We start from the raw sequence: 25,490 nt of genomic DNA on the forward strand, positions 1-25,490 counted from the left end.
CGCGCCGTACCCAGGTACCGGGTCTGGCACCCCTATGACCACGTCGGCGCGCGCTTGTTGGTGAATCGACCCGCTGAGGCCGCGCAGGGCGCGGTCGCCGAACTCGAGGAGTACTTCGGCCGCGAACCCAGCTTCTACACCAACCCGGCGGTGCGCATCGACCAGATCGGGGAGCAGGGGATCACCACCACCTGGTTCGAGCACGGTATCGCCATCGGGCATCTCGGCCACGACTTGGAGGCGGTACCGGGCGGGATGCGCCTAGGGCACGTGATGGACGTACCCGGCGAATCAACCACCGTGGGTCTGCTGCTGGCCGAACGGGTATGGCCCCAGGCGATGGGCGAAGCCTGGATCCGGCATGGAATCCAGGAGATGGGTAACTTCGAGAACTTCCTGCCGCGGCTCTACGACAGCCAACCGCACTGACCCGCGCATGTGAGGGATCGACCCGGGCATCAGGGATTCCGACGTTCGGCGGTTGCGCCGGACGCATCGGAGCAGGCAAGCACTGTGGCGTCCCGGCTGGGGAACTAAGCCTCTGCCGCTCGGCGCTCGAGGTTTCTAGCCTGGTAGTCGGGCTCGGAGCGCTGACGCCCCCGTCATCAAGAAGGACAGCGGCGCCCGTCCGCCTGTCATCGTCGCCCGCGGCACTGAGATCATCGTCGGGTCACGCCGGGGCTCAGCGGATCTGGAGCACGTCGGCGAGTGGCCGCCGCGGCGTGCGTGGCGGCGGCGCGGCGCTCTCCGGTGCGCGCCCCACCCGGATCAGCACCTGGGGTTCGGCGACGCGTCCGACGAGTCGACGGACCAATTCGCGGCTGGCGTTCACCTCCATCATGTGGGTCAAGGTGCAGGTGGCCAGCCCGGCGGCCGTGCACTCCAGCAGCAGCGTCGACAACACCTCCCCGGCCCGCAACGCGTTGTCGCGGCTGTCGTCATAGGTCGACAGGACAACAATCCTGGAATGGTCCCGATCGACGTCCGCGCGCCGGTCCTCATCTCCGCTCCTGGGGAAGCTGCGCGCCACATCGACGCGCGTGGCCTCGGCGTCCGACGCCAGCGCGCTCGGCGGGATGCCCTCTTCGGGCTCCGAATAGCCAGTCCACCAAAGCAATTCGGCCTGATACGACGAATCATGGGCTCTCATCTGTTCGGTGCGACGCGACGCGTCGGCCAGCGCAGGGCGCCCATCGTCATCGATCACGTCGAGATCAACCGAGCCGGTGGCCGCGGCCGCGCGCAGCACGGACTCCACCGGCTCCCACGGCTCCGGCGCGGCGAACGCCAGCCGATCGGTGCGGCGCCGCCGGATCGCCTCGGCCAGCACCCGCTGGGCCTCGTCGACAGACTCGCTCCGGTCGAACTGGATCGCGGCGAGGTGATCGCGATTGTCCGGATCCGGCAGCCTTTCGATGCTCGCCTCCCACCCCGCGGCGGCCATCGCGACGCGCAGGTGGTCGAGCACGGCCCCACAGCTGATGATCACTTCCCTGCCGGTGCTGTCGGTGAAATGCCCGATCCGCGACGGGTCGGCGAACAGGTCAAGCACCGTGCCCACCGCTACCCATCGCCACGGCTGGCTGTTATGCAGCGACGGGGCCCGGCATGCCAACTCCACCGCGTTCTTGAGGACTGTCGTATCGACCATGGCTCGAGACATATCGACCATCCTGCCGGGAAGGCGTGTCATGTTCCAGGCCGTGTGACGCAAGACCCGCAGTGGCCATGCGGAATTCCGCCCCGGCAGACAGCCACGCCGGCGCTACTGCACACTCGAAGGCGCGGCTGATGTGTCAACCAGCGCGGAGGCCTGACCGTTGCCGGCGGATCGGGCGGATGCGGCAGCGGTGGACTCGCGGGCCAAGAAGGCGGCGAGTTCGCCGATCGCACTCATCAGCGGGGCGGGAAAGACCACCGTGGTGTTTTTTCGACGCCCAGCTCGGCCAGCGTTTGCAGGTTGCGCAGCTGCAGTGCCAACGGGTGACTCATCATCGTGTCGGACGCGTCGCCCAACGCGGCAGCGGCGCGGGCTTCACCCTCGCCGGCAATGATTTTGGCCCGCTTCTCGCGTTCCGCTTCGGCCTCGCGGGCCATTGCACGTTTCATGCTGTCCGGCAACTGGATGTCCTTGAGCTCGACCAGGGTGACTTCCACACCCCACTCCACTGTGGTGGTGTCGAGGATTTCGCGGATACTGCCGTTGATCACGGAGGTTTCCGCCAGCACATCGTCCAGCGAATGCTGCCCCAACGACGTTGCGCAACGTGGTCTGGGCGATCTGATTGATCGCCGCGTCAACGTTTTCGATGGCGACCACGGACTTTCGCGCGTCCACCACCCGGAAATAGGCCACCGCGGCGATGCCGACACTGACGTTGTCACGGGTGATGATGCCCTGCGACTGGATCGGCATCGTCACGATGCGCATCGACACCCGCCACAGCCGGTCGACGACCGGGATGATCAGCCGCAGACCGGGTTCGCGCAGACCGATCACCCGCCCGAGCCGGAAGTGCACCCCGCGCTCGTATTGCTTGACGACCCGCACAGACGATGCGAGCAGCAAAGCGATGACGACGGCGGCAGCAACCGCGACCGCAACGACGGCATGTGTAGCCATGACTCGTCCAGCCGCTCAGTGACGGGCGCGATGGCCGATTGCGGCGTGAGCCGACTCGGCGCGGGCAAGAGCCCGCTCGTCTGCCGCCTGCTGCTCGGCAGCCGTGATCACGGCGGCATCCGGACCCGGGAACACCGTCGCTTCGTTGCCGGTGCCCAGCCACCGCACGACATATGGCGGCGATCCATCCGCGGAGCGCACCTCGGTGATCAGTCCACGCTGGTCCGCCTGCCCAACGGTCGTACCTTTGAGCACAAGCCAGTCGCCCACCGCGGCCTTCATCGCGCGCTCCTCTCCGACAGTTCTGACCTGATCATCGTGCGGCGACGCCCGCGGGGGCAGGGAAGCATGTCACCTCGAGAATGGGCGAAAGTCACCGTGAATTCGCGCGAGGTCAGTCCTCAGCCGTAAAACCGCGGCTTGATCGCGCCCCTAGTACGTCGCGACGTCCTGCTCGGCCGGCAGCGTGCCGGTGGCCAGGAAGACAACCCGCCTGCCGACCTCCACGGCGTGGTCGGCGAACCGCTCGTAGAAGCGGCCGAGCAACGCGACGTCCACAGCCGCGGCCACGCCGTGTGCCCAACCGCGGTCCATCAACACCGCGAACAGGCGCCGGTGCAGGTCGTCCATCGTGTCGTCCTGCTCACGCAGGCGCGCCGCCTTGTCGGGATCGGAGGACAGCAGCACGTCGCGCGCGCTGTCGCCCATCTGCACCGCAACCGTGCCCATCTCGGCGAAGCAGGCTTTAACCTCTTGCGGCACTGCGCAATTCGGGTGGCGTCGCCGGGCGATCCGGGCGACATGCACCGCCAGGGCGCCCATACGATCCACATCGGCGACGATCTGGATGGCGCTGAAGATGGCACGCAGATCGCCGGCCACGGGCTGTTGCAGGGCCAGCAGGTCAAAGGCGTGCCGGCGCGCGTTGTCGCTCAGCGCGACGATGCGGCGATGGTCGCCGATCACGTGCTCGGCCTGGTCGAGGTCGGCCTCCAGCAGGGCCTCCGTCGCGGCCTTCATGGCTTGCCCGGCCAGACCGCAAATCTCGCTGAGCTGGGTGGTCAGCGCCGACAACTGCTCGTGGTAGGCGGCCCGCATGGCTCATCTCCGCTCTGAGTGTCTCGGGGCGATGCCGGCCGTCCGGCCGACCATCGCCCGGTGTCAGGACAGCACGGCAACCGCACCAACGATAGGGGAGGAAGTCCTGGAATTTCCGGGTTTTCATCGGGCCCGCTGCTGCCGGCCGGGCGACCCAAAATCGAGGGGTCCACGCCGAATCTGCATCATTCCCAATTCATGTGCAGTCCAAGCGACGTTCACCGCACACCGCACGGGAGCTCGGGAGTGACCTATGGCCACGGGGGCGGGGACATAGGCCTCCTGACCGGCCACGGGCAGACTTCTTACGGTGAGTCATCAGCAGAGCATCTGCGAATCTGACCGACAAGGAACCCCCCGATGGCCCAGCACCGGACACCAGGCTCGATCGTCGTCGGGATCGACGGCTCAAAGGCCGCTGTCACCGCGGCCGCGTGGGCGCTCGATGAGGCGGTCAGCCGCGACCTTCCGCTGCGCCTGGTGCATGTCATCGGCGCCGGCGATGACGACTACGACCCGGAAACCGAATATGCCGAGGAGTCGCTGAGGGCGGCAACCGCCGCGGTGCATGCCCGCGGGAAGCCCGTCAAGGTCGAGACGGATATTCTCTGCGGCGACGTCGACGCCACGCTGCTGGGCGAGTCAGAAGGCGCGGCGATGATCTGCGTCGGAACCGTGGGCATCGGGCGCGTGGCCAGCCGGTTGCTGGGCTCGACCGCCGTGGCGCTGGCCACCGGCGCGCAGTGCCCGGTGGGGGTCATCCGTGACGGCGAGGCGCCGCCCGACGGCCGAGTGATCGTCGTGGTCGATGACCTTCCGGGCAATGACGAGGTCGTGCACCAGGCGATGGAGGAGGCCCGGCTGCGCGAGGCCCCGCTGCTGGCCCTCGGGGTGTGGCGGTGGGATTTCGGCTCGATGAGCTATGACGAGCTCGACCAGCGGATGGAAAGCTGGCGGCAGAGCTACCCCGACGTGCACGTGCGGCTGTGCGAGGCGCCCGGCGGTCCCGTCGAATACCTCGACACCCGCACCGACACCGTCGGTTTGGTGGTCATCGGCAGCGTCGACGCGAAACTGCTGGGTCGCCTCGTGGGGCCGCGCGCTCACCCCATCCTCGATCACCCCTCGCGCTCCGTTCTGGTGGTGCGTCACTGAATACGATCAAGGGCGGCACGCCTTGATGCCGGCGTAAAGTAGCCGGCGACGGATGAGTCGTAGCGAAAAGTGTCAGAGGCGTGGGCGACGTTGGCAGACAGTCGGCCCGATTCGGGCCAGCCCGGCCCGAGTTCGTCGGCCGGATGCACGAGCAGCTCGAGGAACTGGTCGCGGCGCGCGATCAGATGGCGCAGCTGCTGCGGGTAGCGATCGAAATCGGCTCGGATCTGGAACTCGACGCCACACTGCACCGGATCATCAGCGCGGCGATGAGCATGACCGGGGCACGCTACGGGGCGCTGGGGGTATGGGCACCCGATGGCACCCTGGCCTCGTTCGTGCACACCGGGATGGACCCGGAAACGGTGCGTCGGGTGGGTCAGCTCCCGGTCGGCAAGGGCGTGCTCGGGCTGCTGCGGATCAGCAGTGAACCAAAGCGTCTGGACGATCTGACCCAGCATCCGGCCGCGGTCGGCTTCCCCGAGCACCACCCGCCGATGCGGGCCTTCCTCGGGGTGCCGATCACCATCCGGGGCGCGGTGTTCGGCAGCCTTTACGTGACCGATGACCGGCCGGGGCGAACGTTCACCGAGGCCGATGAGATCACCGCCCTGGCGTTGGCGTCGGCGGCGGCCGCAGCCATCGACAACGCCCACTTGTTCGCGCGCGTGCGCACCTCGGCCCGCTGGACCGACGCCAGCCGCGAGATGACGACCGCGCTGTTGTCGGGTGCCGACCCGCACGTGCGGCCGCTGCAGCTGATCGTTGAGCGGGCGCGGGAGTTGACCGACGCTGAGCAGGCCATCCTGCTCGTTCCCGTCGACACCGACGCCCCGGCGCACGAAGTGAAGGAGCTCGTGGTGTCTGCTGCGTGCGGCTTGTACACCAATGAGGTAATCGGCCAGCGCGTCCCGGTGGCCGAATCCACGACCGGAGAGGTGTTCCGGACCGGCAGGCCGGTGCTCACCGAGTCGTTCCGCCGGCCGATCCAGGCGTTCACGGATGTCGGCGAACGCCCGGCGATCGTGATGCCGCTGCGCGCCGACGACAAAGTGCTGGGGGTCATCGCGATAGCGCGCAACACCGCTCAGCCGGCTTTCGACCCCGGCTATCTGAGGCTGGTGAGCGACTTCGCCGATCACGCCGCAGTCGCGCTGACCCTGGCCGCCGCACGCGACCATGCACGCGAGCTCACCCTCGTCGCCGACCGCGAGCGTATCGCCCATGATCTGCACGACCACGTCATTCAGCGCCTGTTCTCCGCCGGCATGGACCTTCAGAGCACGATGGCGCGCGTGCACTCCCCGGCCATCACGGAGAGGCTCGACAAAACCGTCGACGATCTGCAGGGCATCATCGACGAGATCCGCGCGACGATCTTCAACCTCCAAACACCCCCCGGGCAGGGCGGTTTTCGGCAACGAGTACAAGAGGTGGTGGCGAACCTGACCGACAACAGGGACGTTGCCACGACGCTGCGGATCTCGGGTCCGATGACCGCCGTCAGCCCGGTGCTGGCCGATCATGCCGAGGCGGTCATCGTCGAGGCGATCAGCAACGCCGTCCGCCACTCGGGTGCCACAACGATCACCGTGGACCTCGACGTGGCCGACGACATCCGCATCGAGGTCATCGACAACGGGCGCGGGGTCCCCGCCGACAACCAGCGCCGCAGCGGTCTGGCCAACATGGCGCGGCGCGCCGAAGAGGTCGCGGGCACGTGCACCGTCGCCAGCCCGCCCACCGGCGGCACCCGGGTGTGCTGGACCGCCCCGCTCATCGACTCATAGCGCGCAGCACCCGGGCGCGGCGCGGTCACAACTAGGGACGACCGATCGGGTTTTGATGACCTTCGCCCCTGTTGCAGCCCGCAGGCCCGCGGAAACCATGGGTGCGTAACAGCCGTGGGGAAGATTGGGACGGAACGGATGCGCGTTGAACGATTCCAGCGTCTTCTGGAAGCACAAGGCCCGTTCGCGTCGATTTACTTCGACGACTCCTACGACATGGCAAATCCTGCAGCAGATCTCGACGTCCGATGGCGCGATCTGAGTCATCTACTCCACCAACACGGCGTCCAGCCTGGCCTGACAGCGGTGGTAAAGGGTGCGGTGCTGGGCGCCCGGCCACCGGTCGGCCCGAGCGGTCGCTGCGTGATCGCCACATCCGACGGCGTGTTGATCCAAGAACACCTGCCCTGGAGTGAGCCCACGCCCGTCGTGCGGGTGTCCGAACTGCCCTTCATTCTTCCGTTGGTTCGACATTCGAACGGAAGACACACTTACCTGCTGGTCGCCGTCGACCACATCGGTGCTGACATCACCCTCCACCGCGGCGACGTGGCAACCACGGAGACGGTTGATCCCGGCGGCTACCCGGTCCACAAGGCCGCCCGCGCGGACAACCGTGAGTACGGCGAGGCGCAGCGGCGCGTCGACGAGATGTTCCGCAAGAACATCAAAGGTGTCGCCGACCACGTCACCAAGCTTGCCCAGAAGAGCGGCGCCGAGGCGGTTTTCGTCGTCGGCGAGGTGAGTTCCCGCGCCGCGCTGATCGCCGCACTGCCTGGCCGGATCGCCCAACGCGCCATCCCGGTGCGCGTCGGCACACGTCATACCATCGCCGACGAGCGGGCGCGGGCGGCGATCGAGGCGGAGTTCGACCGTCGGCAGGACATGGTGGCCGACGGTGACGCTGACCGGGTCACCGCCGAGATGAACCGGGAATCCGGCCTCGCGGTGGAGGGACTCGGACCGGTGTGTGCCGCGTTGCGGGACGGAGCTGTTGACACGCTGCTGGTCGGTGATCTCAAGGACCTCACGGTGGTGACCGACGGCAACGTCAGCCACCTTGCGCCGAATGCTGACGTGCTGTCCGAATTAGGGGCGGCGCCGACCAGTGTCGCGAGGGCCGACGAGGCGCTTCCCCTTGCCGCGGTGGCGATCGACGCATCGATCATCTGCACCGGCACCCGGATCAATCTTGTCGACGGCGTGGGAGCGCTGCTCCGCTATCCGGAATCGAGTGCGGCAAGCGGCACCTCGGCCGTCGGGCGGTCGGGCATCGGAGACCGAGGGTAGCCGCCGATGGCCGCTCGCGTAATCGACGAAGTGACCGCCACGGCGTGGACGCCGTATGCCGAGGCTCACGAGACACACAGTGCGGTAGTCGTTCTCGTCGGCGATCGTGCCTACAAGTTCAAGAAGCCGGTGGTAACGGATTTCCTCGACTTCGGCACGGTGCAGCACCGCGAGATCGCCTGCGCTCGCGAGGTGAAGCTGAACAGCCGGCTGGCGCCCGCCAGCTACCTGGGGGTCGCCCACATCTCGGATCCTGCGGGCGGAAGCGCCGAACCACTCGTCGTGATGCGCCGATATCCGGACTCGAATCGACTGGCACGCATGGCGGTCAACGGCGAACCCCTGCAACATCAGCTCAATGCCGTCGCCGCGGCGCTGTCTCGATTCCACGCGGGCGCGCACCGCGGACCAGAGGTCGACGAGCAGGGACGAGTCGACGCTGTCACGGCGCGATGGCGTGCCAACATCGCCGAGATGGACCCATACGTGGGCAGTGTCGTGACCGCGGCCGACGTCGATCGCGTGAGTCGGCTTTCCACGCAGTACATCACCGGCCGTTCGCGGCTGTTTGCCCACAGAATCAGCGACAACCGGATCGTCGACGGGCACGGCGATCTGCTGGCCGACGACATCTTCTGCCAGCCTGACGGCCCGGTGCTGTTGGACTGCCTGGATTTCGACGACCGGCTGCGGTACGTCGACGGCATCGACGATGCCGCCTTCCTGGCAATGGATTTGGAGTTTCTCGGCCGCGCAGACCTGGCCGACTATTTCCTCGACCAGTACAGCAGGCTTCGCGGCGAGGACGCACCGGCATCGCTGAAACACTTCTACATCGCCTACCGTGCGCTGGTGAGGGCGAAGGTGGACTGCGTCCGACACGCGCAAGGCAGTGCCGGTGCGGCCAAGGGCGCACAGCGGCACCTGTCGCTGGCGGCCGACCACCTGAGCGCCGGCGCTGTTCGCGTCACGCTCCTCGGCGGTGCGCCCGGCACCGGCAAGACGACACTGGCGCATGCGCTGGCCGACCGGGTCGACGCGGTGGTCATCTCCAGCGACGACGTTCGGCGCGAACTGCAGCAGGCCGACGTCATCGGTGGGGAGCCCGGTGTGTTGGACAGCGGCCTGTACTCCGCGGACAAGGTTCAGGCAGTCTACGACACCGTGCTGCGACGCGCCTGCGGACACCTCGCCCACGGGCGGTCGGTGATCCTCGACGCGACGTGGCGCTATCCGGGCCGCCGGCTTCGCGCACACGAACTGGCGGTGCAGGCTCATGCCGCGATGGTCGAACTGGCCTGTCGGTCATCGTTCGGGGTGGCAACTGCACGGGTCCGCGACCGACCGCCCGGAACGTCCGACGCCGACCCGCAGATCGCCGACGCGCTCGGCCGCCACGACGACGAATGGATCACCGCGCATCGAGTCGATACCGGCCGGCCGCTACAGGAGTGTGCCGAAGAAGCCGAGCGGCTGTGGCGGCAGGCGGTCTGAGCCCAGGGCCGCAGCGGGCGACGCGAAAGTCGACTCCAAGCAAAGAAAGAAGGGGAAAGTGTCCGATCCGTCCAATCACAACGGGATCCTCGTCGGCGTCGACGGCTCAGCGTACTCAACTCTGGCTGTGCAGTGGGCGGCTCACGAGGCCGCGATGCGCAACGTGCCGCTGACCCTTCTCAACGTGGCCTATCCGGCGATAGGCGGGTTTTCCGGGTGGGGGATGTCGACGGCGCCACTTCCGGAAGACTTCGGCCAGTTTCAGGAGCAGCAGGCGCGCAGGGTGATCAACGACGCCGTCGCCACCGCGAACGCCGCCATGGAGGGCAACGATCGTGTTCAGGTCGGCAGCGAGATTCTGTGGTCCGCACTGGTCCCAACCCTGGTGGATCTGACCAAAGAGGCGCAGATGATCGTGGTGGGCTGCCGCGGCCAGGGCGCGCTGTCACGCAGCCTGCTCGGCTCGGTGAGCACCGCGCTGGTCCATCACGCGCACTGCCCCGTGGCGGTGATCCACGCCGATGCGCCGCGGCCCGCCGGGTTCGAGGAGGCGCCCGTACTGGTGGGCATCGACGGCTCGCCGGCATCGGAACTGGCCACCGCGATAGCTTTCGACGAAGCGTCATGGCGCGGCGTCGATCTTGTCGCACTGCACAGCTGGAGTGATGCCGACTGGCCCGACCTTCCTCAGATGGACGCCTCAGCCATCAACGCCACAGCGGAGGAGGCGTTGGCCGAGCGGCTGGCCGGCTGGCAGGAGCGCTATCCCGACGTCACGGTTCGACGTGTGGTGAAGTTCTCCAATCCGGCCCGTCAGCTGCTCGAGCAGTCCAAGTCCGCGCAACTGGTCGTGGTCGGCAGCCACGGTCGCGGAGGATTCGCCGGAATGCTCCTCGGATCTGTGAGCAGCGCCATCGTGCACGGCGCCCAAGTGCCTGTCGTCGTGGCCCGGCGCGGCTGATTCAGCGCCTGGTCGGGATCACCTGATCGGGTCGGGTGTGTTGGCGAAAGGCTGCGAAGCGATGGCAATCCCGGTCTGCGATAGCGACACCCTGCGCGCGGCACTCGGATTGGCGATTCGCGCTCCCTCGGTCCACAACACCCAGCCGTGGCGTTGGCGCGTCGACGAGCACAGTGCGGACATGTACGCGGATCTGAGTAGACGTCTCCCGCACACCGACCCCGACGGGCGCGATCTGATCCTGAGTGGTGGCGGCGCGTTGCACCACCTTGTCGTGGCGCTGGCCGCGCTGGGCTGGCACGCGACGGTGAACCGATTCCCCGACCCGGCCGACCCGCACCACCTCGCGCACCTGGAGCTCTCCCCGCAGGCCGCAACCGCACTGGACGTGAGCTTGGCCGCGGCGATACCTCGCCGGCAAACTGACCGCCGGCACTACAGCTTTTGGCCGGTGCCCGCCGGCGACATCGCGCTCATGGGTGCGCGCGCCGCACGCGCGGGGGTGGTGATGCGCCAGGTGGCATCACTTCCCGAGTTGCAGCGCGTGGTTGCCCGGGCGGCGTTCGAGCATGCGAGTAATCACGACTATCTGACCGAATTGACGACCTGGAGCGGCCACTACGGATCCGTGGCCGGCGTGCCAGCGCACAGCACACCGCCGTCCGACCCGACGGCAGCCGTACCGGGGCGCCTGTTCGCCGCACCGGCCCTGGGCCAACCCCCTGGCACAGCCGCAAAAGACGACAATGCCGTCGTGTTGGCCCTGGGGACAAACGACGACAGCCCGGTGGCGCGGCTTCGCGCCGGCGAGGCCACCAGCGTCGTCCTGCTCACCGCCACCGCACACGGACTGGCCACCTGCCCCGTCACCGAACCGTTGGAAATCGCCGGAACCCGGCGCGCCGTGCAGGCCGACGTCTTCGGCGGCGACGCATTCCCGCAGATGCTGCTCCGTGTGGGCTACGCCGCGGTCAACGCCGATCCGCTTCCACCGACGCCCCGCTTTCCGATCGACCACTTCGTCGAGTGGCAGGGCCAAACACGTCAGCACTGACGTCGGCGCCACCTGACCTTCAGAAGTGGGACTCAAGCCTCTGGCCGATGAGCGCCGCGGGGCTCATAGTCACTGACCATGCTCGACGAGTTGCTCGACATCTTCCGCCTCCGCCAGTACTTCAACGTGATCACGCGCACCCGCGAGTGGGTGGAGGGATTGCGTGGGGACGCCGCGTTCGTGGCCGACGCCGGGCGGGCAGCGTTGCACCTGCCCTCGGGCGGCGCGACGACGGGGCAGTCCCAACCCTTCCCCCCGCCGGAACCGTACGACACCCACATCCAAGGCGGTCAGCGAATCGCGCTCGCGGCAACCGGCGGAAGTGGCGCGATGGCTTCGGTGGTGGGGGCCGCGCGTGCTCTCGAGGAAGCGGGTCTGCGTCCGTCGGTGATCTCACTGTGCTCCGGTTCGGCGCTGTTCGGCTTCCCCGTCGCCGCCGGTATCAGCGCCGAAACGGTGGCGGCGTTCGCGTTGGGCCTCCGTCCCCGGGACTACATCGACGTCGACTGGCGGCGGCTGATGCGCGCGGCTCCCACTATCGGGACAGGCTTCGCCGGCATCCTGGGAGGCGACGCCGTCGAAACGACCTATCGGCGCCTGCTCGGGGATATGACCCTGGGCGAGCTGCCCATTCCGGCCTACGCGCCGATCTGGAACGTCGAGCAGAATCGCATTGAATTCATCGGCCCCCGAACTCATCCCGAGCTGCCGGTGGCACGCGCGGTGCATATGGCCGTCGCGTTGCCGCTATTCATCCAGCCAGTCGAATTCGCAGGCTTTCACTGGTGCGACGGCGGCATCGTCGACATCTTCCCCGTGCGTCCACTTCTCGACCTCGAGGAGCCGTGTGACTTCACGTTGGCGATCAACGGCTTCTACCCGCCCGGATTCGAAGGCGAAGACGCCACCGGCTGGGAGTATCGGCCGGCCAGCATTCTGTACGTGGCCAGCCAGGTCCGCACCTGCCAGCAGATCGAACTGGCACGCGAAAACCTGGCACGGCTGCGTGCCGCGTCCCACGTCGCGATGATCGAACCCGTTCCATACGAAGCGGTACGCGGAGTCGGCTTCTACCGCCAATTCTTCAGTACCCGAGACTGGGCGGCGTTCATGCAGGCCGGACGCCTGGCAGCACGCCAGGCCCTGGCATCGACCCCGATCGCGGTGCACAACGCGGCCCAAAAAAGGCAAACTGCCCGGTCACGGCCTGGCGGTGCGCCTGTCCGGTGAACCGCGGTGCGGGCCGTGCGGTGCTACCCATCACCCCCTCATTAGGGACCACGGACCCTAAAACCGGAGCGTTTAGCGGCGCAGAATTGCTTCATGGTGAACGGGCTGGCCCGCGCCGCGATGGTGACCGCGGCGCTCTACGCCGCGAGGCGGTTCTACCGCAACTGGGGCGCCACGAAGGAAGAGTGCCAGCTGCGCCTGCCCGGCGACGAGCTGGTCGGGGAGCCGACCGTACAGACCACCTCGGCGGTGTGGATCGACGCGCCCGCTCCGGCGATCTGGCCATGGCTGGTCCAGATCGGCCAGGACCGCGGCGGCGTATACAGCTATCAGGCACTGGAGAATGTCATCGGTCTGCGCTACCGCAATGCCGACCGGATTCATCCCGAATGGCAGCGGCTGGCGCCGGGCGACGTCGTGCGATTGGTGCCCAGCGGGTGGATGGGGCTCCGGAACGGGGTGGTGCTGCAGGTCGACCAGGTCATGGCGGAAAAGGCCATCGTGCTGCGCGGCGGCACGATGGAGGTGCCGTGGGATGCGGTGTGGTCGTTCCACGTCGTGCCGCACTGGCAGGACCGGTGCCGGCTCCTTGTGCGCACCCGCACCCGGTTGCGCCATCCCGGGGAGGCGCTCGGCCTGGAGGCGGTCGGCCCGGTGACGGCACTGGTGATCAGGGGGATGCTGCTGGGCATCAAGCGGCGGGTAGAGGCGCAGCATGAGCGGGAATCACAGCGGCCCAACGACAGTCGCATCATCTGCGCACCGCCGGACAGCGGTCCCCACCCGTCGCTGACACCCGGCGCCGACTCGGGTGCGTGACAACGTCGGCCGGCACGCATCGCGGCGTTCGGGAGGTCACCCTTTCAGACGGCGCGGTGGTCAGCCTGCGCCGCCTCAAGAAGAGCGATGTCGACGGGGTGCTCGCACTGCATCGCCAGCTCACCGACCGTGAACAGTACTTCTTCGTCGCCGACATCCTGGCCGACAATCGTCTCATGCTGCAGGTCCTGCGAGACACCGGCTGGCAGACCACGAAACGCTTCGACGGAGCTGTTCTGTACGTCCGGATCGACCTGCCCGCGACGGGCGGCGGAAAGCCGCCGGCACACAATGGTCGCGGCGCGACACCCCGTCAACCCAGGATGTGATGGCCCGGCTGCCGTGCCGCCCGGTCCGGCCGCCGCATGCGCAGCTTGATCAGCAGCTGACAGACAAGATCTTTCAACGTGTTGTCGGGGAGCTGCATTCGCGCGGCGATCCGCCCTTCCGTCAGGCCCCGGCACAGCAGCTCGTAAATCTGGGACTCTTGCCCAGTCAACCCGGATACCTGCCCATATTGTCCCGACGGGCCGTACCGCTGGCCAATCAGCTCTGCTGTGGCCCGGTTGTCGAGGAAACATCGGCCCGCCGCGACGTCTCTGACGGCCGCGGCCAGCTGCATCCCCTTGATGTCAGTCAGCAGATAGCCGCTGGCCCCGGCCAGCATCGCGTCCGCGATCGCCTCGTCGGAAGCCGAAGGTGCGAAGATGGCACAGCGCAGCCCGGGCACCACCGAAAGCAGACGGCGGCACAGGTCAATTCCGTCGCCGTCAGGCAACCAAGCCTCGATGAGGGCCACGTCCGGCGTCGCAGCGGGAATCAGGGCAATCGCCTCCGCGGCGGAACGCGCCTGCCCGAGTACATCGAGATCGGGATCGGCATCGAGCAGGCCGGTCAGCGCGCGGCCAATCACCTCGTCCCCTTCGACAAGGATGATCGTCGTCATCGTGACACATCCGCTGTCACAGGCCGGTGGGGTAGGTTTCCGGTGTCTCGCCGGCGATCCACACGCTGGTCGGCTCGAGGGGTTCGAGGGCGCGGGTGCGGTCGATATGGATGATCGCGTCGAACTGGTCGACGGGCCGCACGTGGTAGTAGTGGCTCTGGCGTTCGGTTGCGGGCAGGTAGATCACGCCGATCGCCCGTCCCAGCCGCGGAACATCGAGCACCTCGGTGGCTTCCGTGTCGTGCATCGGCACCAGGAAACCAGGGTTGCCGGTCTCGTGGAACAGCTCCTCGACGCTGCCGTTGAGCGCGGGCCTGACCACCTTGCGCTCCGCGACGCCGCCCCATTCACTGGCGGCGGTGACGGTGCCGGTGTAGGTGCTGAAACCGATCAGCCGGCAGTCGTCGCCGTAGTGTTCGCGCACAAGCTGGCCCAACGTCAGCTGGCCGTCGGAGGACACCTCGGTGGCACGGGCGTCGCCGACATGAGAGTTGTGCGCCCACACCACGATCCGCGCCGGCTCCGGGTCGGGGTGGCGATCGAGGTGGTCGCGCAGCGCGGCCAGTGTCTGCGCCATGTGCTGATCGCGCAGGTTCCAGGAGGTGACCCGTCCGGCGAACATCGCACGGTAGTACTCCTCGGCGTTGCGCACGGTCAGCGCGTTCTGCTCGGCGTAGAACAGTTCGTCCTCGGCGAGCAGCCCGTCGCGACGCGCGTAGCGAAGCGCGCTGCGCTGCATGTCCACCAGCTGGTCGAGGGCCTGGCGTTCGCAGGACAGCCCCGCGCCGAAGGCGGCGGCAAATCCGTAGGCCTGCCCGTCGTCGGCCGACGCGTGGTCGAAGCAGGCGTAGCGCTGTCGGGCCCGCGCCGCGGCCAGCGGATCGACGGTGTCGAGATAGGCGATCACCTCCCGCATCGACCGGTGCAGGCTGTAGAGGTCGAGACCATAGAAGCCGGCCTGGCGGCGTCCGTCGACACCGCATCGCTCGTTGTGCCAGCGCAGCCATTGGGCGAAGTCGCGGACCACGGCGTTGCGCCACATCCAGGCCGGGAACCGCTCGAACCCGCGCAGCGCCTCCTCGGCGGTGGAGTCGGCGCCGAGCCCGCGGACATATCGGTTGACGCGGTAGGCGTCGGGCCAGTCGGCTTCAGCGGCGACCGCGCAGAAGCCCTTCTCCTCGATCAGCCACTTGGTGATCTCGGCGCGCGCCTGATAGAACTCGTGGGTTCCGTGCGAGCTCTCGCCGATCAGCACGATGCGGGCGTCACCGATCAGCTCGGAGAGCACCTCGCGCGGCGGCACACCGTCGGGCGCGTCGATCGCGACCCGACGCACCGCGTCCGCCGGCGTCTCGGTGACCGCGGCCAGCGGCGGGTGAACTGAAACCGTCGGAGTGGAAAGCAGTTCGCGGACTTCCTCGTCGCTGACCTGGCTGAAGTCCCAGAATGACTCACCCACGGCGAAAAACGGGGTGGGCATCGTCACGCACACGACGTCGTCGACGAGCCCGGCGAATTCGCGGAATGTCGATTCCGGCGCAGCGGGCACCGCGATCACGATCTGCGCCGGCTCCGACTCGCGCAGTGCCTGCACCGCCGCCAGCATGCTCGACCCGGTCGCCAGCCCGTCGTCGACCAGGATGACGGTCTTGCCGGTCACATCGGCCGGCGGCCGGCCGTCGCGGTATGCCGATTCGCGGCGCAGCAGTTCGCGGCCCTCTCGCTCGGCGACATCACGCAGCTGCTGCGGGGTGACGCGCAGCGCCCGCAGGACGTCGTCGTTGACCACCACCCGGCCGCCGCTGGCCAGCGCACCGACCGCGAATTCTTCGTGGCCGGGAGCACCGAGCTTGCGCACCACGAACGCGTCCAACCGGACGCCCAGCGCCGCGGCCACCTCCCACGCCACCGGTATCCCGCCCCGCGGCAGGCCCAACACCACGACGTCGTCCCGGCCGCGGTATGCCTGCAGCAGACCGGCCAGGACCCGTCCGGCCTCCCGGCGATTGCGAAAAACCCGCCGGGGCACACCGCGCGCCCGGCTCGCCGCTCGAGTCATGGTTCGGCTCCTTCGGTTCTCGGTTGGCTAGTGGACGATCACGACTGGTTCGTGGGTGACCGCGTGGATGTCTGACGCCGTTGCGGCGAACAGCTGATCCGCCAGATTCGACAGGGCCCTCGCGACGGCGAGTTCGTCGCCGATCTCGGCGACGTTCCGGTCCGCCGGGTTGAGCCGGGCAATGCCGATGCCTGTCAACTCCTGCCCGTGCCAGTGCATGTGGGCCTTTGCCCGGGTGCGCATGGGATGCTCATCGATGGACACCTCGACGGTCCATCGCTTGGTGGCCTGCTGCGCAGCGTGGTGCTCCATTAGTTGGCCTCTCGGTTGTGGGAGCGGTCCCAGGGCGTGGCTCGGGGACCGGTTCTGAGCGCACCTACCCCGACGTGACTTCGATGCGCTTCTCGGACGGCTCGGGCTCACCGACCGGCACCGAGACCGTCAGGATGCCTTTGTCGTAGCTTGCGCTGATGTGGTCTTCGTCGGCGCCTGCCGGGAGCGAAACCGTGCGCACGAACGAGCCGTAGCTGAATTCAGAGCGCCCGTTGGATACTTTCTTCTCGCTGCGTTCGGCCTTGATCGTCAACTGGCCTTCACGCACCGTGATCTCGACGTCCTTGCCGGGGTCGATGCCGGGGATTTCGGCCCGGACCTCGTAGCGGCCCTCGGTCATCTCGTCCTCGAGCCGCATCCCGTGGCCGCCGAGCACTGGCCGCATCTCCGCCCACGACGGGAACCCAGCAAACCACTCCGCCAAATCGGGCCACACCGCGCGTGACCGCCGCGACGCAGGAAGGGTGCTCATGATCGCTCCTAATCTCGTTGTACGCCTGAGGGTTCCATGCTGACCAGTTGGCCGAAGTGGCGGATAGGGGCCGAAGTCCTGATTGTCGGGGCCGTTCGTCGCCGCCCGGTGCCGGTCCGGCCGACGTGGACACAACCCTGGGGCGGCCCCGGAGCGCAAAAGCCAGGCGGCAGTCCGGGGCCGCCCACACCGGGCCAGCTCGGGAATTGCTCGCCGCAATCAACCGGCAGGCAACGTCGGCTCATGATGCGCCCAACCAGCGCTTCGCCACAGGGCCGATAGTCCCCGCGGCGTGCGGCAAAAGGGCCCTGATCCGTGCCCACGCCGGTGTGCGCCGATTCACCGCAGCAGAAATGCCGCGCCCTCGACGCCCCATTCCCCGAACGGCGGGCGTTGATTTCGATCGATGGCCGCGATGCTGGGCCTGCCGATGTGGGCGAACACCAGCCGACCGACACCGGCGGCGCGGGCGGCCGCCGCGACGTCGTCAACACACGCGTGCCCACCCACACCACCGGCGAACCGGATCGGCCGCTTCCACCCGGCCGCGTCGGCGAACATCAGATCGGCGCCGGCCGCCCACTGCGGAAACACCCAGAACTCCGGTGCCCACACCGCACGCCGCGGGCCGGTCTCGATGAGGTACCCGACGGTCGGATGCGACGTATGTTCCACGGGTAGCGGTCGCAGTCGCACTCCGTCCGCGCTCAAGGACCCGATCCGTGGGCGCAGCGACAACTGCTTGGCGCGACGGCGAATCTGTGGCATAAGTTCGGCATGTTCGTCGGTCACCAGCCACGCATTGACCGCGGCGTCGGGGTCAGCCGCAGCGCCACCGTCGAGCATCACCCGATGCCCGGCCCAGGTGACCAACAATCCGGCCGGCCGGTAGCGCGGCGAGTTCATCGCACCGACGCCGAGCAGGGTAAGCCGAGGCAACGCTGCGGATCCCTTCACCGCCGTTGATCATCAGGCCGCCAAGGATGGCCCGACACCCATATCACCGGTAGGGCCAATGGTCCCCGCCGGCAGCGCAACAAGTCTCTGCACCGCCGCGCCCACGCGGCGGGTACATCCGGCCGTGCCGCGGATGACCAATGGGAAGAAGCGCGATGCCAATCGGCTCTGCCTGCGCGGGGCCCCGCCCGCCGAGAATCGGTTCAGCACGCAGCGGCGCACCGGTGACCTGAGGAGTTGGCATGGAGACCTTCGCGCTGGATCCGCGCCAGTGGCGGATCGCCCGGGTATTCAGCACGAATCCACTGGTGCGGCGCACCGATCGGGTCGAGGCGCTTGCGCTCCTGACGGCCATGGTGGTGTCGCTGATCGCGATACCCGTCGCCGCTGTCGTCGCCACCACGGTGTATGAAGCCCACCGTCAGATGTATGCCGACGAGGCGCGGGCACGGCATCCGGTGGCCGCAGCGACCGCTACTCGGCCAGCCCCCGATGCCGGGCGGGTGGTTTTCGTCCTCCGGAGTCAGCCGCCGCGAACCGCGGACGCCGAGCAGATCTGGGTTGACGACAACGGAAACCGCGTGCCGGCGCCCACACCGCTGTCACGGGCGCAGTTCGACGCCGCCAGCGTTATGGTGGCCGTGGGGGCGGGGGCGTTCGGGCTCACGACCGCGCTCGTCACGGCAACGCGTTGGCGCCTGGACCGCGTTCGTGCCCTCCAGTGGGACCGCGAACTCGGAAGCCTGCTCGACGATGGGGGCGGCCGCACCAACGACACCGGTTACGGGAGAACGGCATGAGCCCGTTACTGCTCGCCTGCCGTTCGCTGGGCACACCGCTGGCCGCGCTGGGACTGCACGATTTGCAGGCGTCGCTCGAGCGGTGGGATCACAAGCGCCACTTACAAGACTGATCTGCAATGTTGCTCACACGTACAACGCGTCGATGACTGGTTTGAAGCGATCCGCGACCACCGCGCGCTTCACCTTCAACGACGGGGTGAGCTCCCCGCGTTCGACCGAAAGATCATGATCCAGCAGCGCCCATTTCTTGATGGTCTCCCACCGGTTGAGTTCAGCATTGAGCGTCCGCACGTATCCCTCGATGAGGTCATGCACTTGCTGCGATTTCGCCAACTCCGCGTAGGTGGCGTTCCGCATGCCCTGATCCGCGGCCCAGCCGGCAATCACATCGGGGTCAAGCGCGATCAACGCGACACAGTAGTTTCGGGCTTCGCCGAACACCAGGAACTGACTGGCATACGGGCACAACGCGATGAATTTCGCCTCAATCGCCGGTGGCACAATGTATTTGCCGCCCGAAGTCTTGAACATCTCTTTGATCCGGCCGGTGATCGTGAGGAATCCGCCCCGATCGAACGAGCCCTTGTCGCCGGTTCGCAACCACCCGTCGCCGGTGAATGCGTCTTCGGTCGCCCCGGGCAGGTTGTGGTAGCCCGCCATCACGTTCGGGCTGCGCATCTGCACCTCTCCCTCATCACCGATCCGCGCCCGTGTGCCGTCGAAGGCAAGGCCAACGGTGCCGAGTTTGTAGTGGTCCGGCCGGTTGATGAAGCCGCCGCCGGCGGTTTCGGTGAGGCCGTAGCCTTCAAGGATCAGCAGGCCGGCGGCGTGGAACCATTCGGCGATGTCGCGGTTCAACGGCGCCGAGCCTGAAACAAAGAACCGGATACGCCCGCCGAAGACATCGCGCACCTTGGAAAACACCAGGCGGTCAAACACCTTGTGTTGCAGCGTGAGGGGGAATGGGACCGGCTCGCCGGCGCGGCGCCGACGGTCCACCTCATGCCCCATGGCGAAGGCCCGGGAGAACAGCCGCCACATCAAACCACCCCGTTCCTGCTGTGAGGTGACGATGCGGGCATGCGCCTTTTCGAAGATCCGCGGCGCGGCGGCCATGAACGTCGGGCGCACCACCGCGGTGTTGTCCACGATCTTGTCGACGCGCCCGTCGACCGCGCTGACGAACCCACACGCCAGCTGGGCCGAGATCAGCACCTTGCCGAACGAGTGCGCCAGCGGCAACCACAGAAGCTGCAGATCATCGGCGCCCACCACCCCGAGCGCCGCGACCGTGGCTCCCTGATACACCCACGCCTCATGACGCAACCGGACACCCTTGGGGCGCCCGGTGGTTCCCGACGTGTAGATCAGTGTTGCCAACCGGTCGGGGGTGATCGCGTCGACGGCGTCCTGCACACACTGCGGATGCTCGAGCAGGTACTTCGCACCCAGCTCGGCCAGGTCGTGCAGCGTCATGACCCAGTCACCGTCGGCGTTGCCGTCGAAAACCACCACCTTGTCCACCTGCGGCAGCTCGGCCCGGCGCTCGACCAGCTTGGCAAGCTGGCCGTCGTTCTCAGCGAACACGATCCGGCACCCGGAGTCGCTGATGATGTAGGCGGTGTCGGCGGTGTTGGTATTCGCGTAGACCGTCGTGGTGGCGGCCCCGGCGCACATGACCGCCAGATCGGCCAGGATCCACTCCAACCTGGTGCTCGACACGATCCCGACCCGCTGTTCGGGCTGTACACCCAGCGCCAGCAGGCCAGCCGCCAACGATTCCACCCGGCCGGCGGTATCCCGCCAGGTCGCCGACACCCACTTCCCGTCGTGCGGATAGCGAAACGCCTCCTTCCCGGGTGAGGCGTTGACCCGATCGAAGAAGAGCGCGGCCACGCTCGGCGGGACGGTATGGGTGGGGGAGTTGCTGCTCGACATGTTGCCTCGCTCTCAGCTCAGAGCGGCGCCGCTCTGTGGGTCATTGTGCTCGCCGAGCGGCCGGGATGGCCATCACGCCTGCGTGGGTTTGCCCTCGACGAGGTCCCGGGCGGCTTTGAGATGCCTCTCGGATTCGTCCAGATAGGAATGGAACTGGCCGCCGTCGTAAACCATCGAGCCGTCCACGTATGCCAGGCACATGTGCGCCGCTTCGTGGGCGTCGTCGATGGCCGATCCGACTTCTGCCGTCAGGACAGGGTCGGGGCTGGGCATGTGCGCCTTCAGCTTCACTTCCGCAACATCATGCATCTCCTGACAGGACGTCGCCATCAGCTTTTTGTCATCGAGATTCGCGGCACCCCGCGAGTCGTCCAATGCGGTCTGCAGGTCGTCGAAATATCCGCTGACCCCTGACCACCATTGCTTGACCACCGCCTCCGTGCGTGCGTGCGCGGCACGGCTCGCCTGACGGTCGGCGTCCGTGGCGACAACCGCGATGATTCCGCCCGAAAGGACCAGCACCGCAACAATGCCGACCACCACGAGGACCGGCTTCCTGCGGTACCACGGCCGGGTTGGCGACCATCTGCCTGATGCATCGACCGGCGCCCCGCACTGCGGGCACGCCGATTGACGCCCGGTCGTGATGTGGCCTTGGGAACACATCACCCCTGCAAACACCGTCTGAGCTCCGCACTGACGGCAGAACTCCTCGCTGCCCGGGTTCAGGTGCCCGTTGGGACAGGTCATCACGGTGTCGGCCTTCTTCGTTGTCGTCGAATCGCGGCTGGCGTCCCGACCGGCGTGGCGCCATGCCCGCGGTAGACGTTGCGCCTCCAACCGAGGCAACCGACAGGGCCTTTGGTCCCAGGTGGCCCCGCTGCAGGAACTCTCTTACGATCGGCGCGGCGGCGGTGAGACGACAGGCCCGGCCAACCGAACGCGGCGACCATCACCGGGCTCGGCGGCAGGCTGGTCGTGAGTGCGGAATTGCCCGCGGCGGAAAGCAGGGGAAGTGACCGATACGGACGGCCTGCACGCGGGCTGGGTCACCACCGAAGGGGATGACCTCTATTACGAAGTCCGCGGCAACGGCAAACCGCTGCTGATGATCCCACCCGCCGGCGGCGACGGTTGGCAGTATTCATTCGTCGCCGAAATCCTGGCCGACGAATACCGGGTGATCACATTCGACCGACGCGGAAACGCACGCAGCACCGGCCATGAGCCGCAGAACTTCGAGATCACCCAGCAGAGCCGTGACGCGGTGGCGGTCCTGCGGGCGGTCGGTGAGCAGTCCGCGGTCGTTTTCGGCAACAGCAGCGGCGCCGTGATCGCGCTGGACATGGCCAGGACCCAGCCTCAGGCGGTACGGGCCGTGGTCGCGCACGAAGCGCCGCTGGCGCGCCTGCATCCGATGGCCCGCCGTTGGCGGCGATTCTTCGCCAACGTCTATGCGACCGCCTTCCGGTTCGGACCGTCGCTGGCCGCATTGCGCTTCATGTTGGGTGCCCAGCTGCCCGTGGCGAAGATGATCAGGGCAACCGCACCGGTGAACCGGCACCGCAGGGCCAGCGCGGTGCCGTACAGGAGCGACAAGCAGGCCGCACAGGTGTTGATCGAACACGAACTCCTGCCGGTCAGCAACTATCTGCCGGACATCAACGGAATCAAGCGCGACGACGTGAAAATGTTTGTCGCAGTAAGCGAATACGGGCTGAGCAGGCGAGCGTGGTACGCGCAGGTCGCACAGATTCTGGCGCAGGGGCTCAACTGTGAGTTGATCACCCTTCCCGGCCATCACGGCTCATTCATGGACATGCCGAGCGAATTCTCCGCCGCCTTGCGCGGTGTCATCGATCAGGCGTGGGCGTAGCCATCACCGGCTCGGCCGAAAGGACCGGCCGGGACGGCGGCGAGGTACCTGCACGGCGCCTGCCGAGTGCTAGGCACCGGCGTGTTCGGCCATCGATTCATCCCAGCCGTTGGTACTCCCGTCAGCGCCCGCATCCGATTGGTCGGGATGGGCAGCCGGGGCGAAATCGGAGGAGTTGCCGAGTGCGGCGATAAGCTCCCCGATCCTCTTGGCCTCGTCCTCGGTGGGTATTTCACCGGCCTCCAGCTCGTCGAGGAGATCTTTGCGAAGTCCCGCGCCGTTTGCCGCCTCTTTGGCAGACAGGTTCGCGCGCTTGCGTGCGACGTAGAGCTGCTGGCCTAACGTGGCGCCCGGCGCGGTAGCGGCAACGGCCATCAGATCGTTGTAACGGCCACGCACTTCGCTGAGCGCCACGATCACCGATGGCGTGGTCCGGCTCTTGCGGGCCGCTTCGGTCAGTGCGGTCTGCAGTTTGCGGAGCCCCGACAAAATCACCTCGGCCCGGTCGTGAAACGCGGGGTCGTCCGGCTGGGGTAATGACTCGATCGCCGAGGAGTACATGTGCATCGCCGCGTCGGCGAGATTGACGATAACCGGCGCTTCACCTTCGCCCGTCGGAAATTCAGCCATGTTCCCTCAATTCAGCGGATGGCGTGGAAATGCCGTGCGCCCGGCATCAACACTGAGTCGACATGAGACCGGTCGACAATATCGGCATTCATTGGCCGTGTACACCGCGGGAAGTAATGCGATCGCGGTTGTGCTAGCCCCACCGGAGGCGGCCCGCACGCCGCGGCGCCGAACAGCCACGTGGTTTTCGCTCAGAGTCCCGATCCCGCCGAGTCGAGGCCGTTGCCAGGGCCGCGGCTTAGTCTTTCGGGCAGGCGGCAGGACACGCCCCGTCGCCGACGAGGAAGGCAAATCCGCGGTGGACGAGGACTCGGTGGTCGGCTGCGTCGGTTCGCTCATCGTGGCGACCCGCGGCGCGGGCGGCGCCGGCGAAGTGCTGCTGACGGTGCGTGGATCGCGGGAGGCCTACCTGGCCTGGTCGCCGGAGCCGCTGCCGAAGGGCGCCGAGGTATTGGTGGTCGGCCTGCGCGGACCCCGCACCGTCCTCGTCGAGCCGTGGAAGGGCCTTCACGAGCAGCCGTGAAATTCCGGGTACAACGACAAAACCGAAGGAGCCCATGATGTTTGGCTACAGAGTGCCCGCACCTGATGAGGCGATGCTGATCTCCGGAGGCAGGTCACGCGCCGATGCGCCGTTCAAGGTGGTCACCGGTCACGGTGCGTTCATCTTGCCGTTCTTCCGCAAGGTGCGGTTCTTGACCCTGTCGATGTGCGAGGCCGAGGTCGCCGAGAAGTGCGTCACCCAGCAGGGCATCACCCTCAACGTTCGCGGGGTCATCGCATTCAAGGTCGGCAACGACAACGCCAGCATCGTCGCCGCCGCGCAACGGTTCCTGTCCGATCAGCAGCAGATGTCGGTGCTGACCGGGCGGATCTTCGCCGGGCACCTGCGTTCAATCATCGGGTCGATGACCGTCGAGCAGATCATCCGGGAACGCCAGAAGCTGGCCACCGAGGTGCTCGACGGCTCCAAGGAGGAGATGAGCAAGATCGGTCTGACCGTCGACGCGTTACAGATCCAGTCCATCGACGACGGCTCGCTGGGATACATCGTGGCGATGTCGGCCCCGCACAACGCGGCGATCCAACAGCAGGCGCAGATCGCCCAGGCGCAGGCGGATCAGGCCGCGGCCGAGGCGCAGCAGGAATCGCAGCGCAACCAGGCCGAATACGCCCGCCAAACCGCGATCGTGCGGGCCCAGTACAAGGCCGAGGTCGACAAGGCGCAGGCGCAGGCCGCCCAGGCCGGCCCACTGGCCGACGCCGAAGCCCAGCGCGAGGTCCTGGCCGCGCGTACCGAACTGGCCGAGCGGGCCGCCGAGCTGCGCCAGCAGGAGCTGGTGAGCGAGGTGGTCAAGCCCGCCGAGGCGGAGGCAGAGCGCGTGCGTATCCTGGCGGTCGCCGACGCCGAGCGGATGAAGATCCAGGCAGAAGCGGCCGCCTCGCACAACCGGGTGGCGTTGGATCGCATGCTCATCGACCAGCTGCCCGAAATCGTCAAGCAGGCCGCGCAGGGGTTGTCGGGCGCCAACCTGACCGTGCTCAACGGCGCCGACGGGCTGGGTCAGATCGCTACCGGGCTGGTGGGGCAGGGCCTGGCGATCTTCGACTCACTGCGTGGCGGCCTGGACCAGCACACCGAGCGCTATGCGCCCGACGATGACCGGGCGGAGCTCGCCGCGGGCGCCGACGGGCAGCGGTGAGCGAACTGCGCTTCCCGCGATGGCGGCCGGCGATCAGGCAAGATCTCCCCATGAACATTGATTCCGGGTCGGCGCGCCTGCCGGTGATCGGTGCCGACGCCGACCCGGCTGCGTCGGGGCAGCCCGGGCTGCGAGCTCACTAGTGGCGCTCAACGACCGCCTGTATCGGCTGCTGCGGCTGCCGATGCCGGTGGTGTCGCTGCGCACGATCGTCATCGTCGCCGCGCTGTCGGTCATCGCGGTCGTCATCACGATCGGC

The 25,490-nt window shown here is 67.5% G+C and carries 24 protein-coding genes and 2 pseudogenes; 14 read left to right on the plus strand and 12 right to left on the minus strand.

The window, feature by feature from the left end; all coding sequences use genetic code 11:
- Window positions 1-429 (plus strand): annotated as a pseudogene (locus VKG81_RS01035) (hypothetical protein); the annotation flags it as partial.
- Between the two features lie 253 nt (window positions 430-682).
- Here the strand turns inward: VKG81_RS01035 and VKG81_RS01040 are convergent.
- The 4 genes and pseudogenes from VKG81_RS01040 to phoU form a co-directional block, all read right to left on the minus strand.
- On the minus strand, window positions 683-1,663 hold the full coding sequence (locus VKG81_RS01040; RefSeq protein ID WP_324388968.1) for an Acg family FMN-binding oxidoreductase: 981 nt from the start codon (window positions 1,661-1,663) through the stop codon (window positions 683-685).
- A 102-nt stretch (window positions 1,664-1,765) separates the two neighbouring features.
- A pseudogene (locus VKG81_RS01045) lies at window positions 1,766-2,623 on the minus strand (SPFH domain-containing protein).
- A gap of 15 nt (window positions 2,624-2,638) precedes the next feature.
- Complete coding sequence (locus VKG81_RS01050) at window positions 2,639-2,905, minus strand: DUF1918 domain-containing protein (RefSeq protein WP_324388969.1); 267 nt, start codon at window positions 2,903-2,905, stop codon at window positions 2,639-2,641.
- A 150-nt stretch (window positions 2,906-3,055) separates the two neighbouring features.
- Window positions 3,056-3,721 (minus strand): phosphate signaling complex protein PhoU, encoded by a 666-nt coding sequence (gene phoU, locus VKG81_RS01055; RefSeq protein ID WP_324388970.1) that lies wholly within the window; start codon window positions 3,719-3,721, stop codon window positions 3,056-3,058.
- Window positions 3,722-4,081: 360 nt separating this feature from the next.
- Between phoU and VKG81_RS01060 the strand changes: the two genes are divergently transcribed.
- The 9 genes from VKG81_RS01060 (at window position 4,082) to VKG81_RS01100 (ending at window position 13,843) form a co-directional block, all read left to right on the plus strand.
- Window positions 4,082-4,876, plus strand: a complete 795-nt coding sequence (locus VKG81_RS01060; RefSeq protein ID WP_324388971.1) for a universal stress protein — start codon at window positions 4,082-4,084, stop codon at window positions 4,874-4,876.
- Between the two features lie 143 nt (window positions 4,877-5,019).
- Window positions 5,020-6,666, plus strand: coding sequence for a GAF domain-containing sensor histidine kinase (locus VKG81_RS01065; protein WP_324388990.1), 1,647 nt, complete (start codon window positions 5,020-5,022; stop codon window positions 6,664-6,666).
- A 138-nt stretch (window positions 6,667-6,804) separates the two neighbouring features.
- Window positions 6,805-7,956 carry a hypothetical protein gene (locus VKG81_RS01070; protein WP_324388972.1) on the plus strand — a complete coding sequence of 384 codons (1,152 nt, stop codon included), beginning with the start codon at window positions 6,805-6,807 and terminating at the stop codon, window positions 7,954-7,956.
- A 6-nt stretch (window positions 7,957-7,962) separates the two neighbouring features.
- Window positions 7,963-9,450, plus strand: a complete 1,488-nt coding sequence (locus VKG81_RS01075; RefSeq protein WP_324388973.1) for an AAA family ATPase — start codon at window positions 7,963-7,965, stop codon at window positions 9,448-9,450.
- A 58-nt stretch (window positions 9,451-9,508) separates the two neighbouring features.
- Window positions 9,509-10,411, plus strand: a complete 903-nt coding sequence (locus VKG81_RS01080) for a universal stress protein (RefSeq protein WP_324388974.1) — start codon at window positions 9,509-9,511, stop codon at window positions 10,409-10,411.
- Between the two features lie 61 nt (window positions 10,412-10,472).
- A complete protein-coding gene (locus VKG81_RS01085; protein ID WP_324388975.1) occupies window positions 10,473-11,465 on the plus strand; it encodes an Acg family FMN-binding oxidoreductase in 993 nt (330 codons plus the stop codon).
- A gap of 78 nt (window positions 11,466-11,543) precedes the next feature.
- Complete coding sequence (locus VKG81_RS01090) at window positions 11,544-12,695, plus strand: patatin-like phospholipase family protein (protein ID WP_324388976.1); 1,152 nt, start codon at window positions 11,544-11,546, stop codon at window positions 12,693-12,695.
- A 93-nt stretch (window positions 12,696-12,788) separates the two neighbouring features.
- The gene (locus VKG81_RS01095; RefSeq protein WP_324388977.1) at window positions 12,789-13,514 is read left to right on the plus strand and encodes an SRPBCC family protein; all 726 of its coding nucleotides are present in this window, start codon (window positions 12,789-12,791) and stop codon (window positions 13,512-13,514) included.
- A complete protein-coding gene (locus VKG81_RS01100) occupies window positions 13,511-13,843 on the plus strand; it encodes a hypothetical protein (RefSeq protein ID WP_324388978.1) in 333 nt (110 codons plus the stop codon). Before VKG81_RS01095 ends, VKG81_RS01100 begins: the two co-directional genes overlap by 4 nt.
- Here the strand turns inward: VKG81_RS01100 and VKG81_RS01105 are convergent.
- The 5 genes from VKG81_RS01105 to VKG81_RS01125 form a co-directional block, all read right to left on the minus strand.
- Window positions 13,828-14,460 (minus strand): response regulator transcription factor, encoded by a 633-nt coding sequence (locus VKG81_RS01105; protein ID WP_324388979.1) that lies wholly within the window; start codon window positions 14,458-14,460, stop codon window positions 13,828-13,830. The genes VKG81_RS01100 and VKG81_RS01105 overlap by 16 nt on opposite strands.
- A 16-nt stretch (window positions 14,461-14,476) precedes the next feature.
- Window positions 14,477-16,519, minus strand: a complete 2,043-nt coding sequence (locus tag VKG81_RS01110) for an erythromycin esterase family protein (RefSeq protein ID WP_324388980.1) — start codon at window positions 16,517-16,519, stop codon at window positions 14,477-14,479.
- A gap of 27 nt (window positions 16,520-16,546) precedes the next feature.
- Complete coding sequence (locus tag VKG81_RS01115) at window positions 16,547-16,831, minus strand: DUF1876 domain-containing protein (RefSeq protein WP_324388981.1); 285 nt, start codon at window positions 16,829-16,831, stop codon at window positions 16,547-16,549.
- A gap of 64 nt (window positions 16,832-16,895) precedes the next feature.
- Window positions 16,896-17,327, minus strand: a complete 432-nt coding sequence (locus tag VKG81_RS01120) for an HSP20 family small heat-shock protein (RefSeq protein WP_324388991.1) — start codon at window positions 17,325-17,327, stop codon at window positions 16,896-16,898.
- A 336-nt stretch (window positions 17,328-17,663) separates the two neighbouring features.
- Window positions 17,664-18,281: an MBL fold metallo-hydrolase gene (locus tag VKG81_RS01125; RefSeq protein ID WP_324388982.1), complete on the minus strand. Its 618-nt coding sequence runs from the start codon at window positions 18,279-18,281 to the stop codon at window positions 17,664-17,666.
- A 242-nt stretch (window positions 18,282-18,523) separates the two neighbouring features.
- On the opposite strand from VKG81_RS01125, the gene VKG81_RS01130 reads away from it, so the two are divergent.
- Window positions 18,524-19,081, plus strand: a complete 558-nt coding sequence (locus VKG81_RS01130; protein ID WP_324388983.1) for a hypothetical protein — start codon at window positions 18,524-18,526, stop codon at window positions 19,079-19,081.
- Between the two features lie 126 nt (window positions 19,082-19,207).
- On the opposite strand, the gene VKG81_RS01135 is transcribed toward VKG81_RS01130, so the two are convergent.
- Window positions 19,208-21,022, minus strand: coding sequence for a long-chain fatty acid--CoA ligase (locus VKG81_RS01135; RefSeq protein WP_324388984.1), 1,815 nt, complete (start codon window positions 21,020-21,022; stop codon window positions 19,208-19,210).
- A gap of 72 nt (window positions 21,023-21,094) precedes the next feature.
- Window positions 21,095-21,565 (minus strand): hypothetical protein, encoded by a 471-nt coding sequence (locus VKG81_RS01140; protein WP_324388985.1) that lies wholly within the window; start codon window positions 21,563-21,565, stop codon window positions 21,095-21,097.
- 472 nt (window positions 21,566-22,037) lie between these two features.
- Here VKG81_RS01140 and VKG81_RS01145 point away from each other — a divergent pair, with 472 nt between their 5' ends.
- Entirely contained in the window at window positions 22,038-22,898 is an 861-nt protein-coding gene (locus VKG81_RS01145) for an alpha/beta hydrolase (protein ID WP_324388986.1), read from the plus strand.
- A gap of 69 nt (window positions 22,899-22,967) precedes the next feature.
- Here VKG81_RS01145 and VKG81_RS01150 read toward each other — a convergent pair whose 3' ends face one another.
- Window positions 22,968-23,528: a hypothetical protein gene (locus VKG81_RS01150; protein ID WP_324388987.1), complete on the minus strand. Its 561-nt coding sequence runs from the start codon at window positions 23,526-23,528 to the stop codon at window positions 22,968-22,970.
- Between the two features lie 298 nt (window positions 23,529-23,826).
- Here VKG81_RS01150 and VKG81_RS01155 point away from each other — a divergent pair, with 298 nt between their 5' ends.
- Window positions 23,827-24,051, plus strand: coding sequence for a hypothetical protein (locus VKG81_RS01155; protein WP_324388988.1), 225 nt, complete (start codon window positions 23,827-23,829; stop codon window positions 24,049-24,051).
- Window positions 24,052-24,088: 37 nt separating this feature from the next.
- The gene (locus VKG81_RS01160) at window positions 24,089-25,231 is read left to right on the plus strand and encodes an SPFH domain-containing protein (protein ID WP_324388989.1); all 1,143 of its coding nucleotides are present in this window, start codon (window positions 24,089-24,091) and stop codon (window positions 25,229-25,231) included.
- The last annotated feature ends 259 nt before the right edge of the window (window positions 25,232-25,490 follow it).

It is taken from the genome of Mycobacterium sp. (assembly GCF_035314905.1).
Classification (GTDB): domain Bacteria; phylum Actinomycetota; class Actinomycetes; order Mycobacteriales; family Mycobacteriaceae; genus Mycobacterium.

What these genes read in the sequence shown, in the direction of transcription:
- VKG81_RS01040 (WP_324388968.1), bottom strand. Translation starts at nt 1,663, where the DNA reads ATGTCTCGAGCCATGGTCGATACGACAGTCCTCAAGAACGCGGTGGAG.
- VKG81_RS01050 (WP_324388969.1), bottom strand. Translation starts at nt 2,905, where the DNA reads ATGAAGGCCGCGGTGGGCGACTGGCTTGTGCTCAAAGGTACGACCGTT.
- phoU (WP_324388970.1), bottom strand. Translation starts at nt 3,721, where the DNA reads ATGCGGGCCGCCTACCACGAGCAGTTGTCGGCGCTGACCACCCAGCTC.
- VKG81_RS01060 (WP_324388971.1), top strand. Translation starts at nt 4,082, where the DNA reads ATGGCCCAGCACCGGACACCAGGCTCGATCGTCGTCGGGATCGACGGC.
- VKG81_RS01065 (WP_324388990.1), top strand. Translation starts at nt 5,020, where the DNA reads ATGCACGAGCAGCTCGAGGAACTGGTCGCGGCGCGCGATCAGATGGCG.
- VKG81_RS01070 (WP_324388972.1), top strand. Translation starts at nt 6,805, where the DNA reads ATGCGCGTTGAACGATTCCAGCGTCTTCTGGAAGCACAAGGCCCGTTC.
- VKG81_RS01075 (WP_324388973.1), top strand. Translation starts at nt 7,963, where the DNA reads ATGGCCGCTCGCGTAATCGACGAAGTGACCGCCACGGCGTGGACGCCG.
- VKG81_RS01085 (WP_324388975.1), top strand. Translation starts at nt 10,473, where the DNA reads ATGGCAATCCCGGTCTGCGATAGCGACACCCTGCGCGCGGCACTCGGA.
- VKG81_RS01090 (WP_324388976.1), top strand. Translation starts at nt 11,544, where the DNA reads ATGCTCGACGAGTTGCTCGACATCTTCCGCCTCCGCCAGTACTTCAAC.
- VKG81_RS01095 (WP_324388977.1), top strand. Translation starts at nt 12,789, where the DNA reads ATGGTGAACGGGCTGGCCCGCGCCGCGATGGTGACCGCGGCGCTCTAC.
- VKG81_RS01105 (WP_324388979.1), bottom strand. Translation starts at nt 14,460, where the DNA reads ATGACGACGATCATCCTTGTCGAAGGGGACGAGGTGATTGGCCGCGCG.
- VKG81_RS01110 (WP_324388980.1), bottom strand. Translation starts at nt 16,519, where the DNA reads ATGACTCGAGCGGCGAGCCGGGCGCGCGGTGTGCCCCGGCGGGTTTTT.
- VKG81_RS01115 (WP_324388981.1), bottom strand. Translation starts at nt 16,831, where the DNA reads ATGGAGCACCACGCTGCGCAGCAGGCCACCAAGCGATGGACCGTCGAG.
- VKG81_RS01130 (WP_324388983.1), top strand. Translation starts at nt 18,524, where the DNA reads ATGGAGACCTTCGCGCTGGATCCGCGCCAGTGGCGGATCGCCCGGGTA.
- VKG81_RS01135 (WP_324388984.1), bottom strand. Translation starts at nt 21,022, where the DNA reads ATGTCGAGCAGCAACTCCCCCACCCATACCGTCCCGCCGAGCGTGGCC.
- VKG81_RS01150 (WP_324388987.1), bottom strand. Translation starts at nt 23,528, where the DNA reads ATGGCTGAATTTCCGACGGGCGAAGGTGAAGCGCCGGTTATCGTCAAT.
- VKG81_RS01160 (WP_324388989.1), top strand. Translation starts at nt 24,089, where the DNA reads ATGTTTGGCTACAGAGTGCCCGCACCTGATGAGGCGATGCTGATCTCC.